Raw genomic sequence first — 17,605 nt, forward strand, 5'->3', positions numbered from 1 at the left:
TGGTGCAGGCTACATCGGTTCGCTAGGCGGGGTTAAGCGCGCTCTCCAGACGGTCGGCGGTTAGGCGCAGCCGGGTGACCCCGGTCGAGGCGACGGGCTGGATCGATTTCCACTGCGCCCGGTCGATGTCGCGGAACAGCACGGCAGCGCCGAGGAAGCGGGTGCGGCCGTCGGCCTCGCGGGTGATCTGGCGCGTCTGGCCGGGCTCGAACACGATCTGCTCGGACGCGATCAGCTCCGCGCCGAGGGTGGCGGCCTCGCGCTCGATCAGCGCGAACACGTCCGCCGCCTGGAACTTGCCCGCGGCCGTCAGCAGGTAGAGCTTCACCGCCACGGGCAGCGGGCGGCCGTCCACGCCGGGATTGACGTTCGGCCCGACCTGCACGGTGAGATCGACCACCGGCGGCGGCGGCTGGCCCGCGCCTGCCACCAGCCCCGCGCCGAGCGAGGCCAGCAGCAGGCGCCGTCCGGTCAGGAATCGGGGTCTGTCGGTCACGCTTGTCCTCCCTAACGCTTGCCCGAGGCGGCCTCGTAGGCCTTGGCGAAGGCGCGCGCGAAGGCGCCGTCGGAACTGTCGTCGAGATCGGCGAGTGCGGCGGCGAAGCGCTGCTCGTAGAGCTCGAAGGCGCGCGCGCGCTTCTGCGCCGGCAGGAGCGACAGCCCCCCGCCCTGCTCCGCCTCGCTGCGGATCGCCGCCGGGTCGAGCCGCGAGAGCAGCGCGCGCACCGCCGCCTGCATCGCCTCCATGGTGGCGAGCTCGTGGCGCTTGATGTCGTCGAGCGCGTCCTTCACCGCCGCGTCGGGCGCCATGAAGGCGCGGCTGCGGCCGAGCATCGCCACCAGCGCATCCTCGGGTGTGGGGCTGAACTTCAGCGGGTTGTTGCCGCGCGCGGCGATGATGGTCTGCTCGATGCGGAACTCGCTCTTGATGGTCGCGCGCGTGATCAGCACCTCGCGCAGCCCCTCGACGAAGGCGCGGAACGCGGCGCCGAGCCCCCGCATCAGCGTCACCGGATCGGGCCCGCCGGGTTCGATGCCGGACAGTCCCATGCCGTCGAGGAAGGCCTTGAACAGCGCGGCGTCGCCGGGCCCGGGCACAGGCTCGGGGGCGCGCGTGGCTGGCGGGGGGGACGGGGCCGGAGCGACGGGTGGCGGCGCCGGCGCCACCGGAGGCGGGGCGGGCCGCGCCGCAGGCGGCGCGTCGAGATCCCAGGCTTCGGGCGGCGCAGGGTTGGCGGCTGCGGCCGGGGGCGGGGCGGTCGCGGGGGGCGTGAGCGGCTCGTCGAGGTCCCAGGCATCCGGCAGCTTGCCCGCCGGCGGAGCCGCGGGTGGTCCCGGCGGGGTCTTGCCTCCCGGCAGGTCGAGATCGAAATCGTCCGGGATCACCGGCACCGACACCTTGGGCGGCGCGTAGTAGTCGGACGTCGTGGGCGTATGGTCCGACCGGCTGCCGCCGTGCCAGGGCTCGGCCTCCTGCGGCCCCGGCGCATCCAGGCTGAAATCGTCGGGGATCAGCGGCCCGCCGAGGTTCACCGGCCCCGGCCCGGCGGGCGGCTCGGTCGTGAAGGGGGCGAAGGGGTCCTCGCCCGGACCACCGATCCCGCCCAGCGGTGCCGCGGCGGGGATGTCGCGCAGGCGCACCTCGATCTCGTATTCGCCGAGGGTGAGGCGGTCGCCGTCCCGCAACGCCACCTCGTTGCCCTTGCCGATCGGCGTCGGCGAGCGGTTCACATGCGTGCCGTTGGTGGAGAGATCGGTCACGTGCCAGGCGCCGGCGCGATAGGCCACGCTGCAATGGCGGCGCGAGAGGTGATGATCCGGATCGGCGAGCTTCCAGCCGCAATCCTCGCCGCGGCCGATCACCACCTCGCCGCCGCCGAAGCTCCGGGTCTCCGGCACGGCCGCGTCGGGGCAGCGCACGATCGAAAGCACGAGATCCATCGTCAAATCATCCGCCGATCAGCACGGTCGGCGCGCCGGGGCCGACGACGACCCCACCATGCAGGCACTGGCTGGTCAGGCGCGCGGCCGGCAGGTTCATGATCAGCACGGTCGTGCTGCCCATCAGGATCGCATCGGGCGGGCCGACGCAGGTGCACATGTCCGTCACCCGTGCGGCCGGCAGGTTCATGATCAGCACGGTCGGCGCCCCGGGCGGCAGGATCGGCCCGCCGACATGCGGGACCGGCCCGGTGAACATCGGGCAGACATGCATGTCGGTGACGCGGGCGGCAGGAAACATCGCGGGTGCCTCAGACCATCGGCGCGATCCGCCCGGCGCCGCCGCCGGCGATGTCGAGCGCGCTGGCCAGGAAGGCGCGCAGCGTCGCGTCCGCCTTCTCGGGGTGCTTGCGCACCGCCGCGAGGGAGACGGCACCGGCGACCGCGAGCCCGGTCAGGTGATCGCCCGGCGGCACCACGGGCTGGCCCTCGGGCGCCATCGAGCCGCCGGACCAGAAGGCGCCGATCGCGGCCCAGGCCTCGGGGGTGCGGAAGCCCGCGGCTTCCGCCTTCGCCATCGCCTGGCGGCGGTTCGGCTCCTCGGGCTTGCGCACCCAGCTCTCGGCCGCGGTCAACGCCTCGGCATCCGCGGGCGGCGGGGCCGGCTCGGTCGCGCGCGCGCACATGCAGGCCCACCAGACCGCCTCGCGCTTCGGCAGGGCATGCGCCACCACGCGCGCGGCATCGGTCACCAGCCCGGCGCGGGTCAGCGCGTCGATCGCCGCGGGCACATCCGGGCAGCCGGCGGCGATCGTCTGCGCGTCTGGCGAGAGCTCGGCCCGCTCCAGCACCGTCTTCATGTCGGCCGCCTTCAGCTTGACCGGCGGGCGCTGAGGCGAGGCAGTGTCCTGCGTGCTCATCGCCCCTCTCTCAGTTGATCATGACGATGCCGCCCTTGACCATCAGCATGGCGTCCCCGCCGACCTTGGTCATCAGGCCCTTCGCCTCGAGCATGACGGTGCCCTCGATCTTCACCATCATGCCTTTGATCGTCACCCCCATCTGGTCGATCTTCACGCTCGAGCCGCCAACCTTGAGCGTGATCTCCTGCATCGCCTCCATCGCGATCTTGCCCAGCGGCACGTTCACGTCGTAGTTGCCCATGCCGACCTTGGTGTCCATGTTCCCCATGTCCACCTTGGTGCTGTAGTTGCCCATCTTCACCTGGACGAGGCGATTGCCCTGGTCGATGGTGACCTTGTGGTCGCCCTGGGTAACCTTGAACTCGTAATTGCCCTTGGTGATGTGCTCCTGCTTGCCGTCCACCTTGAAGCTGCGGTTCGCCTGCACGTGGACGGTCTCGTTGTTCTTGACCAGCCGCTCGTAGTCCTTCTGCGCCTGGAAATAGACCTTCTCGCTGCCGGCCTTGTCGTCGAACCAGAACGCGTTGAAGTCGGAGCTGCCGCCGCCGGTGGAGGAGCGGGTGATGAAGCCGGTCTTGGTCTTCTCGTCCGGCAGCGGGATCGGCACGGTCTTCTGGCCGTTGTGCAGCGCGCCGATGATGACGGGCTGGTTCGGATCGCCGTCGAGGAAGCCGACCAGCACCTCCGTGCCGATGCGCGGGAAGTGGAACATCCCCCACCCCTCGCCGGCCCAGGCCTGGGCGAGGCGGCACCAGCACGAGCTGTTCTCGTCCTTCGCCCCGAGCCGGTCCCAGTGGAACTGCACCTTCACCCGGCCGAACTCGTCGACGAAGATCTCCTCGCCCGACGGCCCGACCACCACCGCCGACATCAGCCCCGGCATCGCGGGCGGCGTCGAGCGGATCGCCGGGCGATAGGTGAGATCGGCGGGGAAGCACACCACGGAACAGCCATAGGACGGCACCGAGCGCGCATTCAGATGCGTCTCGTCCACCGCCTGGTGGCTCTGCGTCTCGACGACGAGCGCCTTGTCGGCGGAGGCATCGTCGGCATAGGTGCCGATGGTGATGCGATGGCCGGGCGCGAGCCAGGCGGAGGGGCTCGAGAAGCTGGTGCGCGAGGACTGCGCCTCGATCGCCTCGATCATGCGGGTCTTGACCGGATCGCCGTCCGAGGCCGAGGCCGCGCTGTCGCCCTTGCCGGTGGTGGCGAAGCGGCCGGGCCAGTCGAACACCTCGAACTTGTCTGCGAGCGGCCGGCCCAGCACCGAGTTGGCCTCGGCCGCAAGCACGTTCTGCGGGGCGCGGAACTCGTAATCCGCCGTCGCGACCTTGCCGGGCACCCACACCTCCTCGACGGTGGTGCCGCTGTGGGTCGCGACACCGGAGGCCGCCAGCGCCGAGACGAGCTTCGGCCCGTCGGCCTCGGGGAAGGCGTTGTTGCTGTTGCCGATCACCAGCGTATGCGCGCTGTCGGTGTGGGTGAAATACCAGAACAGACCGTCCTCCTCCATCAGCCGGCAGGCGAAATCGAAGTCGGTCTCGTTGTACTGGATGACGTATTCCCGCTCGGGCGGATCGCCCTCCAGCTTCCACTCGTAGGCCGAGAAGCCCGCATCGCTGAACAGCGTCTCCAGAATGTCCTTCGTGGTCTTGTTCTGGAACACCCGGCAGTCCTTGGTGTGGGTCAGGAACCAGAACCACGGCACGATCTCGGCGACGTATTGGCTGTAGTCGCGGCTGGTCGCCTCGCCCGGCCCGAAGCGCACGACATAGCCATGGATGTGCCGTGCCGCGCTCTCCCTCGGCGAGATCGTGCAGGTGACCGCCTTGCCGAGGATGTCGTTCGCCGCGATCGCCGGATCGTTCGCCGCCAGATCGAGGCGGAACCGGAACAGCCTGCCGATCCCCTCCTCGCCGCGCAGGCCCTGCAGGATCAGCGCGTCGGGCCCGAGCGGCGACGCAATCTTGAGGAGCCGGTCCTCCTGGCTCAGCGTGGCCATGATGTGCTCGAACGGCGGTCCATCGCCGAAACTATACCCAGTCGCCGGCTCGCGGTCACGCAAACCCGTCGCCGGCGCGCGGCCCGGTCGTGGAAACGACCACGGGCCGCGGGATTGTCGCCAACTCTCACACGATGAGATGCGTCGCGGCGCATGGCGGCCATCAGCCGCGGCGCTTGGCCTTGGCGCGCTTGGCGAGCATGTCGTCGTAACGGTCCGCCGGCAGAATCAGCAGCACGCGGTCGCCGGCGTGCACCTGGTCGGTCTCCGAGGGCAGGACGAAGCCGTCGCCACGGAAGATCGCGAGCGGCTTCACCCCGCGCGGCAGGTCCTTCAGCACCTCGCGCTCGGCGTCCTCCATGGTGGCGATGAAGGTGAACAGCCGGAACCCGGCCGGAATCATCTGTTCCGCACCTGTTCCTGCCCCGCCCTCGACCCGGTCCGCGATCGCCTGCGCCATGGTCCGCTCGGGCACGAGCAGCTCGCTCAGCCCGACCTCGATCGCGACATTCTCCAGTTCCGGGTCCGAGACCTTGGGCAGCACGCGCTGGAACCCGACCGAGCGGCCGACCAGCGCGGCCAGGATGTTGTCCTGGTCGCCGTTGGTGAGCGCGAGCAGCGCCTCGCACTCATCCGGCGCGGTCTCCTTCAGGATCGAGGGGCGGATGCCGTCGCCGGCGACGAAGGCGGCGTCCAGCCGCTCGCCGAGCTCGTCGATCCGGGCCCGGTCGCGCTCGACGATCACCACCTCATGGCCGCGCTGCGTCAGCGACTCGGCGGTCGCCACCGCCAGGTTGGACGCGCCGACGATCACCACCCGCATCGCATCATCTCCCCTCATCCTGACGCCGGCCGATCCAGGTGCGCGGATAGGCCAGCACCAGGAAGGCAACGATTTCGAGCCGGCCCACCAGCATCGTCATGGTCAGCACCAGCTTCAACCGCCAATCGAGCGCATGCGAGGCCACCCCGGCCGAGGCGCCGCAGGTCGAAAGCGCGGAGGCGCAGTCATAGAGCGCATCGACCGGGCTGGCCCCGGCGGCCAGGAAGACGCCCCAGCTCAGCGTCAGCATCACCGCGAACAGCGTCACCACGGTCGCGGTGCCGCGGATGAGGTCGGCCTCGCCCGCACGCGTCGGAATCACGGCATGCTGCGCGAGCGCCGTGCGCGCGATCGCGCTCCGGATCAGCCGCAGCATGGCGATGAGCCGGAACATCTTGATCCCGCCCGCGGTCGAGGCCGTGTCGCCGCCGAGCAGCATCTGTACCGTCATGACCAGCTTCGAGGCAGGATCGAGCGCGCCCAGATCCAGGGTCGAGAACCCTGTGGTCGCCTGGCAGGACACCGACATCAGCGCGGCATCCCACGCGGCCTCGCGCCAGGGCAGGCCCGAGAGCAGCGTCATGGTGCCGAACAGCACCGCTGCGCCGGCGATGCAGAGACTTGCGAAGGCACGCAGTTCCGGCGCGCCCAGCACCTCGCGCCAGCGCCCCTTGCGCAGCTGCGGCCAGATCAGGAACGAGATCGCGCCGAGCGCGCCGCCCAGCATGCCGACCGCCTGCACCACCCGGCCGCCCACACCGCCGAGGCTCGCATCGGCGGTCGAGAACCCGCCGCCGCACACCGTCGTCAGGCCGTGCAGCAGCGCGTTCCATGGATCGAGCCCGGCGGCGAGATAGAGCCCGATCCCGGCCAGCGACAGCGAGCCGTAGACGATCGTCATCGTGCGCATCCAGGCGCGCGAGCCGAGCATCACCTCCTCGGCGGTGAGCTGGTAGGACAGCCACCGTCCGGCCACCGCGCCGCGCTCCAGCGTCAGGAACAGCGCGAGCAGCACGATCATCAGCCCGCCCGACCACTGCCCCCAGGCGCGCGCGAAGAGGAACGACCACGGCTTGTTCTCCACGCTGTCGAGCGTCGAAAGCCCGGTGGTGGTGACCGCCGAGACGCCTTCGAACAGCGCGTCGATGAAGGGCACGCCCTCGGCCCACCAGGGCAGCGCCAGCGCCGCCGAGCCCAGCGCGAAGGCGAGCGCCGAGAGCACCATCGCCTCGTTGGCCTGCGGCACCGCCGCCGGCTTGCCGCGCGAGAGCAGCGTCCACAGTCCGAGCAGCGCTGCCAGCACGCCGGCATGCGCCGCCGCCCCTTCCCACTCCTGATCGACCAACGACACGAGCACCAGCGGGGCGTTGATTCCCGTCAGCAGCAGCGCGACCCGCCCGGTCAGCCGTGCGAGCACGCGCGGACGGACGGCGAACGACAGGGTGGCGGTCGAGGCCAAGGCTCACCCGCCCGGTGCGGTGTCGCGGCGTGCCGGAGAGCGGTTCGCCCGGCCGGCGAGGGCAAGGATCGTGACGGAGGACACGTGCGGCAGAGTGCGGAGGATTCGGGCAGGCTGCGGGTCAGGCCCGGACCCTAGCACGTGTCCCGCGCCGTGCACGCCGATTGACGCGAGCCGCCGGTCTGTGTCCGACTGCCGCAACGGACGGGCGCCGCATCGCCCGCGACAAGGAGCGAAGGGAGGACTGGAATGCTGACACGTCGCGGCACATTGGCGCTCGCGGGCGGGCTCGGCGCGGGGCTGCTCGCACGCCCGGCGATCGCCCAGACACGCACGATCCCTGGCCTGCCCGGCACCATGGTCTGGTCGGTCTACGACGTCGGCTCGACCGGCTATGTCGAGGCCTCGGCGATCGCGGACGCGTTCGGCCGCGCCTTCGGCACGCGCGTGCGGCTGCAGCCCTCCGGCACCTCGATCGGGCGCATCCTGCCGCTGAAGCAGAAGCGCGTGAGCCATGGCTGGCTCGCCAACGAGCTCTATTTCGCGATGGAGGGGATCTACGAATACGCCGCCCTCGACTGGGGGCCGCAGGATTTCCGCACCCTCGCCGGCCGCAAGAACTCGTTCTCGGTGGTCGCAACGAAGGAGAGCGGCATCACCAAGCCCGCGGACCTCAAGGGCAAGCGCATGGCCTATGCGCCGGCGAACTCCTCGGTGAACATCAAGGTCGAGCCGATCCTCGCCTTCGCGGGCCTCACCTGGAACGACGTGCAGCTCGTGCAGGTGCCCTCCTATGGCGCGAGCCTGCGCGCGCTGATCGAAGGGCGCGCCGACTGCGCCGGCGCCGCTCCGGCCGCCGCGGCGCTCCGCGAACTCGAAGCCTCGCCGCGCGGGATCTCCTGGGTGCAGCTCGATCCGAACAACGCCGAGGGCTGGGCGGCGGCCAAGCGGGCCGTGCCCTTCGTCGAGCCGTTCCAGGAGCCGATCGGCGCCGGGCTCTCCGAGGCGAACCCGGCCTGGCTGATGGGCTACCGCTACCCGATGATCACGGTGCCCGCGGACGCGCCCGGCGAGGAGGTCTATGCGCTGATGAAGGCGCTCGCCGAGACCTTCGACCTCTACAAGGGCGTCAACCCGATCATGCCGCGCTGGGAGATGGCGCTCGCCGGCACGCCGCCGATGGACGCGGCGTTCCACGACGATGCGGTGCGCTATCTGCGCGAGGTCGGGCAGTGGACCGCCGAACACCAGTCCTGGCAGGACACGATGCTGAAGCGCCACCGGGCGTTGCAGAAGGCCTGGGCCGAGTTCCTGCCCGACGCGCGCGGCCGCAATCTCTCCGGCGATGACCTTGCCGCCGCGTGGGGCGAGCGCCGGGCGGCCGCGCTGGCGGCGCTGAGCTGAGGCCCATGCCGTGACCGGCCCCGGCGCGAAACCGGCCGGGGCACCCGAGGAGCCGCCGTCGCGCCTGCACGGTGTGGCCTTCGCCGCCGCGTTCGTGCTGTCGGCGGCGGGCCTCGCGCTCGCGGTGAACCAGGTGTTCAACCTGGGCCTGTTCGGCTTCCGCCCGATCAGCACGGCGTTCCACTACCTGGTCATCGGGCTGTTCGGCGCGATCGCCCTGCTCGCCGTCCCGGCCACCCGCCGGCAGGCGCATCGGGTGCCCTGGTTCGACTGGGTGCTCGCCGCGGCACTGGTCGGGCTCGGGATCTGGCTCGCGGCTTCGGCGCTGACCATCCAGTTGCGCGGCTGGAACGCTGCGGCGCCGTTCTGGCCGACCGTCCTGGCCGGCGCCTTCACCGCGATCGTGCTGGAGGGGGTGCGCCGCACCGGCGAGACCATCCTGTTCTTCGTGTGTCTGGTGTTCGGCGCCTATCCGCTGTTCGCGGATGCGATGCCCGGCTTCCTCTGGGGCGTGCAGCTCGACCTGCCAGGCACGATCCAGGAGCACGTGTTCGGCACCGAGAGCGTGATCGGCATCCCGATGCAGGTGGTCGCCGACATGCTGATCGGCTTCCTGGTGTTCGGGGTGGTCCTGTCCGCGACCGGGGGCGCATCCTTCTTCATGAACTTCGCGCTGGCGCTGATGGGGGCGAGCCGTGGCGGTCCGGCCAAGGTCGCGGTCGTGTCCTCGGCGCTGTTCGGCATGCTCTCGGGCAGCCCGACCTCGAACGTGCTGACCACCGGCACGCTGACCATCCCGACCATGAAGCGCTGCGGCTATCCGCCCCACTACGCCGGCGCGGTCGAGGCCTGCGCCTCCACCGGCGGCGCCTTGATGCCGCCCGTCATGGGTGCCGCGGCGTTCATCATGGCGAGCTTCCTGAACGTGCCTTATGCCGAGGTGGTGCTGGCGGCCGCCCTGCCCTCGGCCCTCTACTACCTCGCGCTGTTCCTTCAGACCGACCTGTTCGCCGCACGGAACCACCTGCACGGCGTGCCGCGCGAGGAGATCCCGCCCCTCTGGCCCACGCTCGCGGGCGGCTGGTACTACCTCGCCGCGATCGTCGGCCTGACGGTGCTGCTGATCGTGTACCGGATCGAGGCGCAGGCGCCGTTCTGGGTGTCGCTGTTCCTGCTTGGGGTCGCCCTGCTCCGCCGGCGCGCCACGGGCTTCGGGCTGCGCGCCTTCGTGCGCCTCGTGGTCGAGTCCGGCGAGGCGGTCGCGCGGCTCGTGTCGCTGATCGCCGGGATCGGGCTGATCATCGGCGGAATGTCGGTGACCGGGGTAGCGAACTCGTTCTCACGCGAACTCGTGCAGTACGCGGGCGGCAACATCGCCTTGCTGCTGTTCTTTGGTGCGGCGACCAGCTTCATCCTCGGGATGGGGATGACGGCCTCGGCCTGCTACATCTTCCTCGCGATCGTGCTGGCCCCCGCGCTCGTCACGGCCGGGCTCGATCCGATGGCCTCGCATCTCTACGTGCTCTACTGGGGCCTGGTCTCGTTCATCACGCCCCCCGTGGCGCTCGCCGCGATCGCGGCCGCCTTCGTCGCCAAGGCGAACCCGATGCAGACGGCGGTGACCAGTCTGCGCATCGGCGTCCTGCTCCTGCTGCTGCCGGTGTTCTTCGTGCTTCAGCCGGCGCTGATCCTGCGCGGCGATCTGGGCACGATCCTGCTCGCGACCGTGACGGCCTCGGTCGCGATCCTGGTGCTCGCCTCAGCCTTCGAGGGGCACCTCTACCGCGTCGGCGCGCTTCCACCCTGGGCGCGTGTGGTGCTCGGCGCGGGTGCGCTGCTCATGCTCGCGCCCGAGCCCACCACCGATCTGATCGGCCTCGGCATCGTCGCTGCCGGTGTGGTCGCCGCGACGCTCGCGCGGCCCGCGACCCGCTCAGGGTGAGCGGACGCGCACCTCGGCCGCCACGGACGCGCCCTCGGCATCGATCACGGTGACGCGATAGAAGCCGGGCCCCTCCGGTTGCCACGCCGTGTCGCGGCGATGGCGTGGCGAGGCGATCGGCGCGCCGTCCACCAGCCAGGTCAGCGGCCGCTGCCCACCCGCCGCGCGCAGCGTGACCGCGGCACCGTCGGCGAGCGACGCGCCCTGCGGCGGGAACACCAGCCGCAGCCGATCCGCGCGCGGCTCGCCGAGCCGCGCGAGCGCGGGCGCCGGCGGCAGCGGCGGGGCATCGGGCAGCGTCCCCGGGTCGGGCAGCAGCGCGAAGACGCGCAGCATCAACGGGGTCGCCGTCGCGCGCCCGGTCTGGCCCGGCAGCGGTGTGCCGTCCGGCCGCCCGACCCACACGCCCACCGTGTGCGTGGCCGAGACGCCGAGCGCCCAGGCATCGCGATGGCCCCAGGAGGTGCCGGTCTTCCAGGCGATGCGCGGCGGATGAAGCTGCGGCGGCATTCCCGGGGGCGGCGTGCTCGCGGCCAGGATCGCGCGCACCGCGCCCGCCGTCTCGCGCGAGACGAAGCGCCGCCGCTCCGCCGTGTCACCCGCGCGCCAGACCGGTGCGGCCACGGTGCCGTCCTCCGCCAGCGCTGCGGCGAGCGCGGTCGCCTCCGTCAGCGTCGCGCCGAACCCGCCGAGCGCCACCGGCAGCCCGGGTCCCGCATCGGCGGGCGGCAGCCGTGGCGGCGCTCCTGCCCGTTCCAGCGCCGCGACGAAGGCGAGCGGGCCGAACGCGTCCGCGACCGCGACCGCCGGCAGGTTGAGCGACAGGCGCAGCGCCTCCGCCGCCGTGACCTCGCCGGTGAAGCCGCGGTCGAAGTTCTCCGGTGCATAGCCGTCGAAGCGGCGCGGCAGGTCCGCGATGCGGGTCTCCGGCCGGATCGCGCCCGCATCGAAGGCGAGGGCGTAGAGGAACGGCTTGAAGGCCGATCCCGGCGAACGCACGGCGCGGGTCAGATCGAGCGTGCCCGCGCGCGCCTCTCCCGGCACCGCGCCGAGATGCGCTGCCACGGTGCGATCTGCGTTGCGCAGCACGACCACGGCGAGATTGGCGCGCTCGTCGAGCGAGGCCGCCATCTCCGCGCCGAGCCGTTCCAGCGCGGCCTGCAGCGGCGCCTCGATCGTCGTGGCGACACGCGCATCCCCGGCCTCGCGCACGGCAAGGTGCCACGCGAGCCGCGGCATCTCGTGACGCGCAGCACGGACCGGCGTCGCCTGCGCATCCGCGACCTCGCGCGGGGACAGCACACCGGCATCGCGTGCGATCTCCAGCACGCGATTCCGCGCCGCCGCCGCGCGCTCGGGGAAGCGGTCGGGCCGGAGCGCCGAGGGCCGCTGCGGCAGAGCAACCAGCAGCGCGAGCTCGGCCGGATCGAGCCCCATGGGCGGCCGGCCGAACAGCGCCAGCGACGCCGCGCGCACACCCTCCAGATTGCCGCCGAACGGCGCCAGCGTCAGCCACAGCCCGAGGATCTCGTCCTTGGAGTAGCGCACCTCCAGCTGAACGGCGCGTGCGATCTCGATCGCCTTCGACAAGGCCGTGCGCGGCCGTGGTTCCAGCAGACGCGCGACCTGCATGGTCATCGTGCTGCCGCCCGAGACGACGCGGCCATGCCACGCCGCCTGCGCGGTCGCGCGTGCGAGCGCCAAGGGATCGACGCCGGGATGCCAGCGGAACCGCGCATCCTCGCGCACGAGCAGCATCGCAACAAAGGCCGGCGGCACGTCCTCGACGGTCGTGCGCAGCCGCCATACCCCGCCCGCGGCGGGAAACACCGACAGCGTCACGCCGTCGCGATCGGTCACCTCCGCGGAGAGGTCGCGCGCACGCGAAAGGTCGGGCGGGAAGGCGCGGTCGAGCGCGACCGCGCCTGCCAGGAGCAACGCGACCGCAAGTGCCGCGCGGCGCATGTCAGTCGGCCGGCGCCACCGCGATCCGCCCGGTGTTCTGCCGTGCAAAGAAGCGCGGCTTGTACATGTCGGTCAGCACCGCGCCGGGCAGTTCGAACCGGCCCGGCGTCACCGCGCGGATCAGGAAGGCGAGCTTGAACGCGGGCTCGTCCGGCGAGAGGTCGATCTGCGCCACCAGCCGGTCGTCGCGCAGCGCGAGCGCGCGCGGGCGCGTGAGCTCGCCGAGGAACGGGAAGGCCGCGACCTCACCCGGGCCGAGCCGCGCGGGCTCCGCCTCCCACCCCGCGGGCAGGCCGTGCACCAGCAGCGCCTGGTGCATCACACGGGTCTCGGAGCGGCCCTCGATCACCAGGATGAACACGTCGTTCTGGCGCAGCGTGTCGAGGTTCACCGGACTGCCATCGCGGTTGAGGAAGTTGCGCCGCACGGTCAGCCCGTCGCGCGCGGCGGCCGGCGCCTGGGTCGTGATGCCGGTCGCGGCGACCGACGGCCAGATCGCCGCCCGTCCCAGGTTGCGCAGCGCCACCGGCAACCCACCTGCGTCGCGCGCGAGGGTCGTCAGCACGGCGGGGGCGCGCTCCTGCCCATCGACCGCGAGCGCTGCCGGCTGGCCGTCGCGGCCGAGCATCGCACCCGCCGCGACCAGCCAGGCCTGTTCCTGCGTCGAGGTGCGCCCGGGCTCGATCTGATCCGCCGGCAGACGATCGATCAGCGCGGGGATTCGGTCGGCGAGCACGCCCGCTTCCTTCACCAGCATGATCATCGCCGCCGCATCGCGCAGCGTGGTACCGTAGTCCTGCCACCACCAGTCGCGCGCGGGATCGCCAGTGGCGTCGCGCAGCAGCGCCTCGCCCCTCCCCCGTTCGCCCATGCGGATCAGCGCCGCACCGAGCTGCGCGCGCGCAATCCCCGTCGGCAGACGCTCGACGCCCTGGTCGGCCATCACGCGCGCCGCCCCCGGGCGCGGCCTGCCGCCCATCGCCAGCACGTTGAGCGCATAGGCCTGCGCGGCGCGGTCCCAGGGCTCGCGCGCGGGATCGTCGGTCAGGCCCGCGAGATAGCGCAGCGCGTCCTCGAGCGGCGCGTCGGGCACGGCGGCACCGGCCGCGCGGGCCCGCAGCAGGAACTCGACCGCATAGGCCGAGAGCCAGGGCTCGGCCTGATCGTTCGCACTCCACAGCCCGAACGCGCCGTCGAAGCGCTGCTTGTCGAGCACCTGGCCGACGAGCGCCTGCAGGCGCGCGCGCCGGTCCGTGCCGATCAGCACCTCGTCGTCGAGGAAGACGAGCGGGAAGCCCTTGCTCACCGTCTGTTCGAGGCAGGCATAGGGCCAGAGGTCGAGCGTGCGCGACAGCGCCGCGAGATCGACCGGCGAGCCGGTGTTCACCGTGACGGTGACGCGCCCCGTGCCCGGAATGAACGGCGCGAGCGCATCGCGCCCGACTGTCAGCGTCTGACCCGCCGGCAGCTCGCGCCGGCTGAGCGTGGTCACCGGCGGGCGCGCCGGGCGCACGGTCATCGGGAACACGCGCGTGGCACTGAACCCGTCCGGCCCCTCGGCGCGCAGCGTCACGGCGCCCACACCGACGCCCGTGCCGCGCAGGCCGAACAGCACGCGCCCGCGCGCATCCCGCGCCAGCGTCAGCGCCTGCGGCCCGCCGTCGATCGCAAGCGGCCCATCGGCCGTGACGGCCACGCGCATCTCGCCCGCGGGCAGCTCGACATTGTGCAGCGAGACCGCCATGCGCGCCTCGTCGCCGGGGGCGAGGAAGCGCGGCAGGGCGGGTTCGGCAACGAGCCGGTCGCGCACCGGCACTGAGATCGACGCAGCTCCCGTGCGCGCGGCATCCCACGCCACCGCCATCAGGCGGAGCGCGGTGTTGACGTCCGGCACATCCAGCGTGAACCGCGCCGTGCCGTCCGGGCCGGCCGCGACCGGTCCGAGCACCGTGCTCGCAATCACGAACGGGATCGCGGGCAGGGCCGCGCCCGCATCCGCGTCGTCGCCGCCCTGGCGCAGCACGCCCGCGCTGCCCTCGGCCGGCGCGATCAGCCGGCCGTAGTCGTCGCGGATGTCGATGCCGAGCCGCCGCTTGCCGGTGAGCCAGCCGGCAGGGTCGGGCGAGGCATGGCCGGTGAGCCGCAGGATGCCTTCGTCCACCGCGGCAAGCAGCACCTGCGCACCGGGGGCCGCGCGCACCGTCACCTCGGCCGGCGCGCGCGGGCGCATCAGGTCCGGCGCCTGCACGGCGACGGGGACCGTGCGCGGCGCGGGATCGAGCCCGAGCCAGACCAGGCCGATCGCGCGCACGGGGTTCGCCCCCGCCTCGGCGCGGCCGCGCAGCAGCGTCACCGCGGCATAGGCGCCGGGACCCCAGGCCGCGTCCGTCGGGATCTCGACCGTGCTCGCGCCCTCCGGCACGCGCAGCGTCCGCACCGCGTGCACGCGGTCGGTCAGCACCATCACGGTCGCGAGCCCGGCATAGGGCGCCTCGATGCGCACCCGGGCCGTCTCCCCCCGCCCATAGGCGGGCTTGTCGGCGGCGACGTCCAGCATGTCGGGCGTGTCGCCGAGCCCGGCGGTCGGCACGAAGCCGACACGGAAGCGCACCGAGGTCGCCGCCAGGCTGTCGCCGTCGGAGACCTCGATCCGGTAGCGTCCCCAGTCCAGCCGCCGTGCCACACGCAGCGGCTCGGCCGCGGTGGCGGCAAGGTCGCGCGCCTCCACCGGCTCGTCGCGCCAGACCAGTTCGTAGCGCGCGAGCCGCTCGCGGATCACCATGCGCCAGTCAGGCCGCTCGCGCACCAGGCGCATGTGCAGGCGTGGCGCGGCGATGCGGTTGCCCTCGGCATCGAAGGCCGCGACCTCGAATTCGGCGTCGCTGCCGGCCTCGACCGCGCCGCGCGCGAACAGCGGGCGGATGCCGATCAGGCGCGGCTGGGCACGCACGGGTACGGTGGCGCGGGCACGCGTGGGCCGCCCGCCCGGCTCGGAGACCTCGATCGCGACGGTCGCGCGCAAGGGCCGCGTGGTGTCCGGCGCGCGCGGCAGCATCAGCGTCGCGGTGGTACGGCCCTGCGCGTCGGTGTCGGGCAGCGCGAGGTCCTCGCGGATCGTATCGGGCGTGTCCTCGATCAGACCGAAGCGCCACTCGGCAAGCTGGGGAAACGGCTGTGGATCGGGTGAGATCGTGATCTCACCGCGCGCGGGCAATCCTGCCGCCGGCGGGCCGTAGAGGAAGCGCGCGGTCACCGCCAGCGCGAGCGGTGTCGCGGGCACGAGCGGACCCGGTGCGGTGCCGATGTCGACCGCGAGACGCTCGGGGACGAAATCGGCGACCTCGAAGGACGCGCGGCCGATCGGCGCGGCGCGCGGATCGGCGAGCGCCTCGACCGTCCAGGTGCCCTGCGGCGCGCCGGCCGAAAGCGCGATCGCCCAGGTGCGACCACCGGCCGGATCGGGCTGCGGCACCATCTCCGTCGCGATCGTGCCGTTGGGGCGGCGCAACCGCAGCGTGAGCGGCACGGACGCCGCATCGCCCGAGGCATCGCGCAGCAGCACGAGCAGGTTCACCGTCTCGCCGGGGCGATAGATGCCACGCTCGGTCCAGAGCCAGGCATCGAGCGGGCCGGGATGCGCACGCCCCTCGACACCCCGATCGGAGAGATCGAAGGAGGCGGAGTCGAGGTCGAGGAACGCCAGATCGCCGTCGGCGCCACGGGCCGTGACGTGACGCGGCGCGGCCCCGCCCGTGCCGCGCAGCACGGGGGCCGCGATGCGCGCGACGCCATCGGCGTCGGTCTGCACCACCGCAAGTTCCTCGTTGTCGCGCGCCACCACGGCGATGCGCAGATCGGCGAGCGGCCGTGCATCGGACAGCGCGCGCGCGAGCACGGTCAGACCGTCGGCGCCACGCAGCACGGTGAGTCCGATATCGGTCAGCACGAACCACTGCGTCGCCACCTCGCCCCAGGAGGGGAACGGCGTGCCGTCGCCCGGCGCAGCGGTCAGCGCGAACAACCCGGGCGCGGCGCCGGCGAGCATCGGCGCGAGATCAAGCAGCGTGCGCGCGAGCACATTGCGCTCCCATGGCCCCACCGTCAGCGTGCCCTCCCAGATCAGCCGCCCGCCGCCCTCGGCGAGGCTCTGCGCCGACCATTGCGAGAGCGAGCGGAAGGCGCGGCCGGTCTCGCCGATCTGGCCGGCGACGCCCCGCTCGCCCACGCGATAGAGCTTCACCGCGACCGCCGAAAGATTGACCGTGCCGACCGAGAGCCTCGGCGCGTCGCCCTTGGGCAGCACGAAGGCGCCGGATTGCAGCACCACGCGCGGTGCGCGATCGGGCATCGCCACCGCGAGGGTGGTCGCGCTGCGCAGCGTCGCGCCGTCCGCGCCGGGCAACCCCTCGCGCAGCATGACATCCCAGCGCCGGCCGTGGCCGAGGCCCGCGACACAGAGCCGGTTACCCTCGGCGGTAACGGCCGTGCGCGTGGCCGGTTCGACGCGCACCCAGTCGGCCCAGGCAATGTCGCGTCGCGGCGAGAGGGCCCCCGCGAACTCGACGCAGGCGCGCGGCGGATCGCTCTCGGGTTCGGTGACGACGCGGCGTACCGCGAGCCCGACGCTGCGGCGAAGCTCGGCAAGGCGCTGGCGGTAGACCGGGTTCGCCGGGTCGCGCTCGATCACCGCCTGCAAGGCCTCGATCGCCTGGGCCGGACGGTCGAGCACATGCTGGAAGATGTCGGCGATGCGCAGGATCGAGGGGATCTCCGGGGCGCCGCCCGGCACCATCATGAAGGCCTGCCAGGCGGCCTGGAGCGCGCGGTTGCCATCGGGCGGGGTACGGCGCTGCCAGGCCTCGGCCAGCGCCAGCCAGTGCCGTTCCTCGACCGAGCCGAGGCGGATGCGCGCCTCAAGCGCGGAGACGGCCTCGGCCCAGTTGCCGGCGCGGATGGCGGCGTCCGCCCGCCGGTCGGCCTCCGCGCGCGCCTCGGCGGTCGAGGGCGCACGCGCGGCGAGCGTGCGGGCATAGGCATCAGAGTCCGCGCCCAGTCCGGGCACTTCGAAGGCGAGGGCCTGACCGCCCAGCCCCAGCGCGAGGAGCAGGGTTGCGAGAAGACGACCGATGCGCGTCATGGTCCGCCG

Annotated in this window: 11 protein-coding genes; 2 read left to right on the top strand and 9 right to left on the bottom strand. The window is 72.6% G+C overall.

Features of this window, described 5'->3' with window-relative positions; translation table 11 throughout:
- Positions 1–22 precede the first annotated feature (22 nt).
- From tssJ to F563_RS0100340, 7 genes are all read right to left on the bottom strand, one after another.
- Positions 23–496, bottom strand: a complete 474-nt coding sequence (gene tssJ / locus F563_RS0100310; RefSeq protein ID WP_019012633.1) for a type VI secretion system lipoprotein TssJ — start codon at positions 494–496, stop codon at positions 23–25.
- An 11-nt stretch (positions 497–507) separates the two neighbouring features.
- On the bottom strand, positions 508–1,941 hold the full coding sequence (gene tagH / locus F563_RS0100315) for a type VI secretion system-associated FHA domain protein TagH (RefSeq protein ID WP_019012634.1): 1,434 nt from the start codon (positions 1,939–1,941) through the stop codon (positions 508–510).
- A gap of 7 nt (positions 1,942–1,948) precedes the next feature.
- Entirely contained in the window at positions 1,949–2,242 is a 294-nt protein-coding gene (locus F563_RS0100320) for a PAAR domain-containing protein (protein WP_019012635.1), read from the bottom strand.
- A gap of 10 nt (positions 2,243–2,252) precedes the next feature.
- Positions 2,253–2,861, bottom strand: a complete 609-nt coding sequence (locus F563_RS0100325) for a DUF6931 family protein (RefSeq protein ID WP_019012636.1) — start codon at positions 2,859–2,861, stop codon at positions 2,253–2,255.
- A gap of 10 nt (positions 2,862–2,871) precedes the next feature.
- Positions 2,872–4,866: a type VI secretion system Vgr family protein gene (locus F563_RS0100330; protein WP_019012637.1), complete on the bottom strand. Its 1,995-nt coding sequence runs from the start codon at positions 4,864–4,866 to the stop codon at positions 2,872–2,874.
- A gap of 163 nt (positions 4,867–5,029) precedes the next feature.
- On the bottom strand, positions 5,030–5,689 hold the full coding sequence (locus F563_RS21020) for a potassium channel family protein (protein ID WP_019012638.1): 660 nt from the start codon (positions 5,687–5,689) through the stop codon (positions 5,030–5,032).
- 4 nt (positions 5,690–5,693) lie between these two features.
- Positions 5,694–7,148 carry a TrkH family potassium uptake protein gene (locus tag F563_RS0100340; protein ID WP_019012639.1) on the bottom strand — a complete coding sequence of 485 codons (1,455 nt, stop codon included), beginning with the start codon at positions 7,146–7,148 and terminating at the stop codon, positions 5,694–5,696.
- Positions 7,149–7,397: 249 nt separating this feature from the next.
- Between F563_RS0100340 and F563_RS0100345 the strand changes: the two genes are divergently transcribed.
- Together F563_RS0100345 and F563_RS0100350 are read left to right on the top strand one after the other, a co-directional pair.
- A complete protein-coding gene (locus F563_RS0100345; RefSeq protein ID WP_019012640.1) occupies positions 7,398–8,552 on the top strand; it encodes a TAXI family TRAP transporter solute-binding subunit in 1,155 nt (384 codons plus the stop codon).
- A gap of 10 nt (positions 8,553–8,562) precedes the next feature.
- Positions 8,563–10,494: a TRAP transporter permease gene (locus F563_RS0100350; RefSeq protein WP_019012641.1), complete on the top strand. Its 1,932-nt coding sequence runs from the start codon at positions 8,563–8,565 to the stop codon at positions 10,492–10,494.
- Here the strand turns inward: F563_RS0100350 and pbpC are convergent.
- Together pbpC and F563_RS0100360 are read right to left on the bottom strand one after the other, a co-directional pair.
- The gene (gene pbpC, locus F563_RS0100355; protein ID WP_019012642.1) at positions 10,486–12,459 is read right to left on the bottom strand and encodes a penicillin-binding protein 1C; all 1,974 of its coding nucleotides are present in this window, start codon (positions 12,457–12,459) and stop codon (positions 10,486–10,488) included. The genes F563_RS0100350 and pbpC overlap by 9 nt on opposite strands.
- Position 12,460: 1 nt before the next feature.
- Entirely contained in the window at positions 12,461–17,596 is a 5,136-nt protein-coding gene (locus F563_RS0100360; RefSeq protein WP_019012643.1) for an alpha-2-macroglobulin family protein, read from the bottom strand.
- Positions 17,597–17,605 lie beyond the last annotated feature (9 nt).

This window comes from Elioraea tepidiphila DSM 17972 (genome assembly GCF_000378465.1).
Lineage (GTDB): Bacteria > Pseudomonadota > Alphaproteobacteria > Acetobacterales > Acetobacteraceae > Elioraea > Elioraea tepidiphila.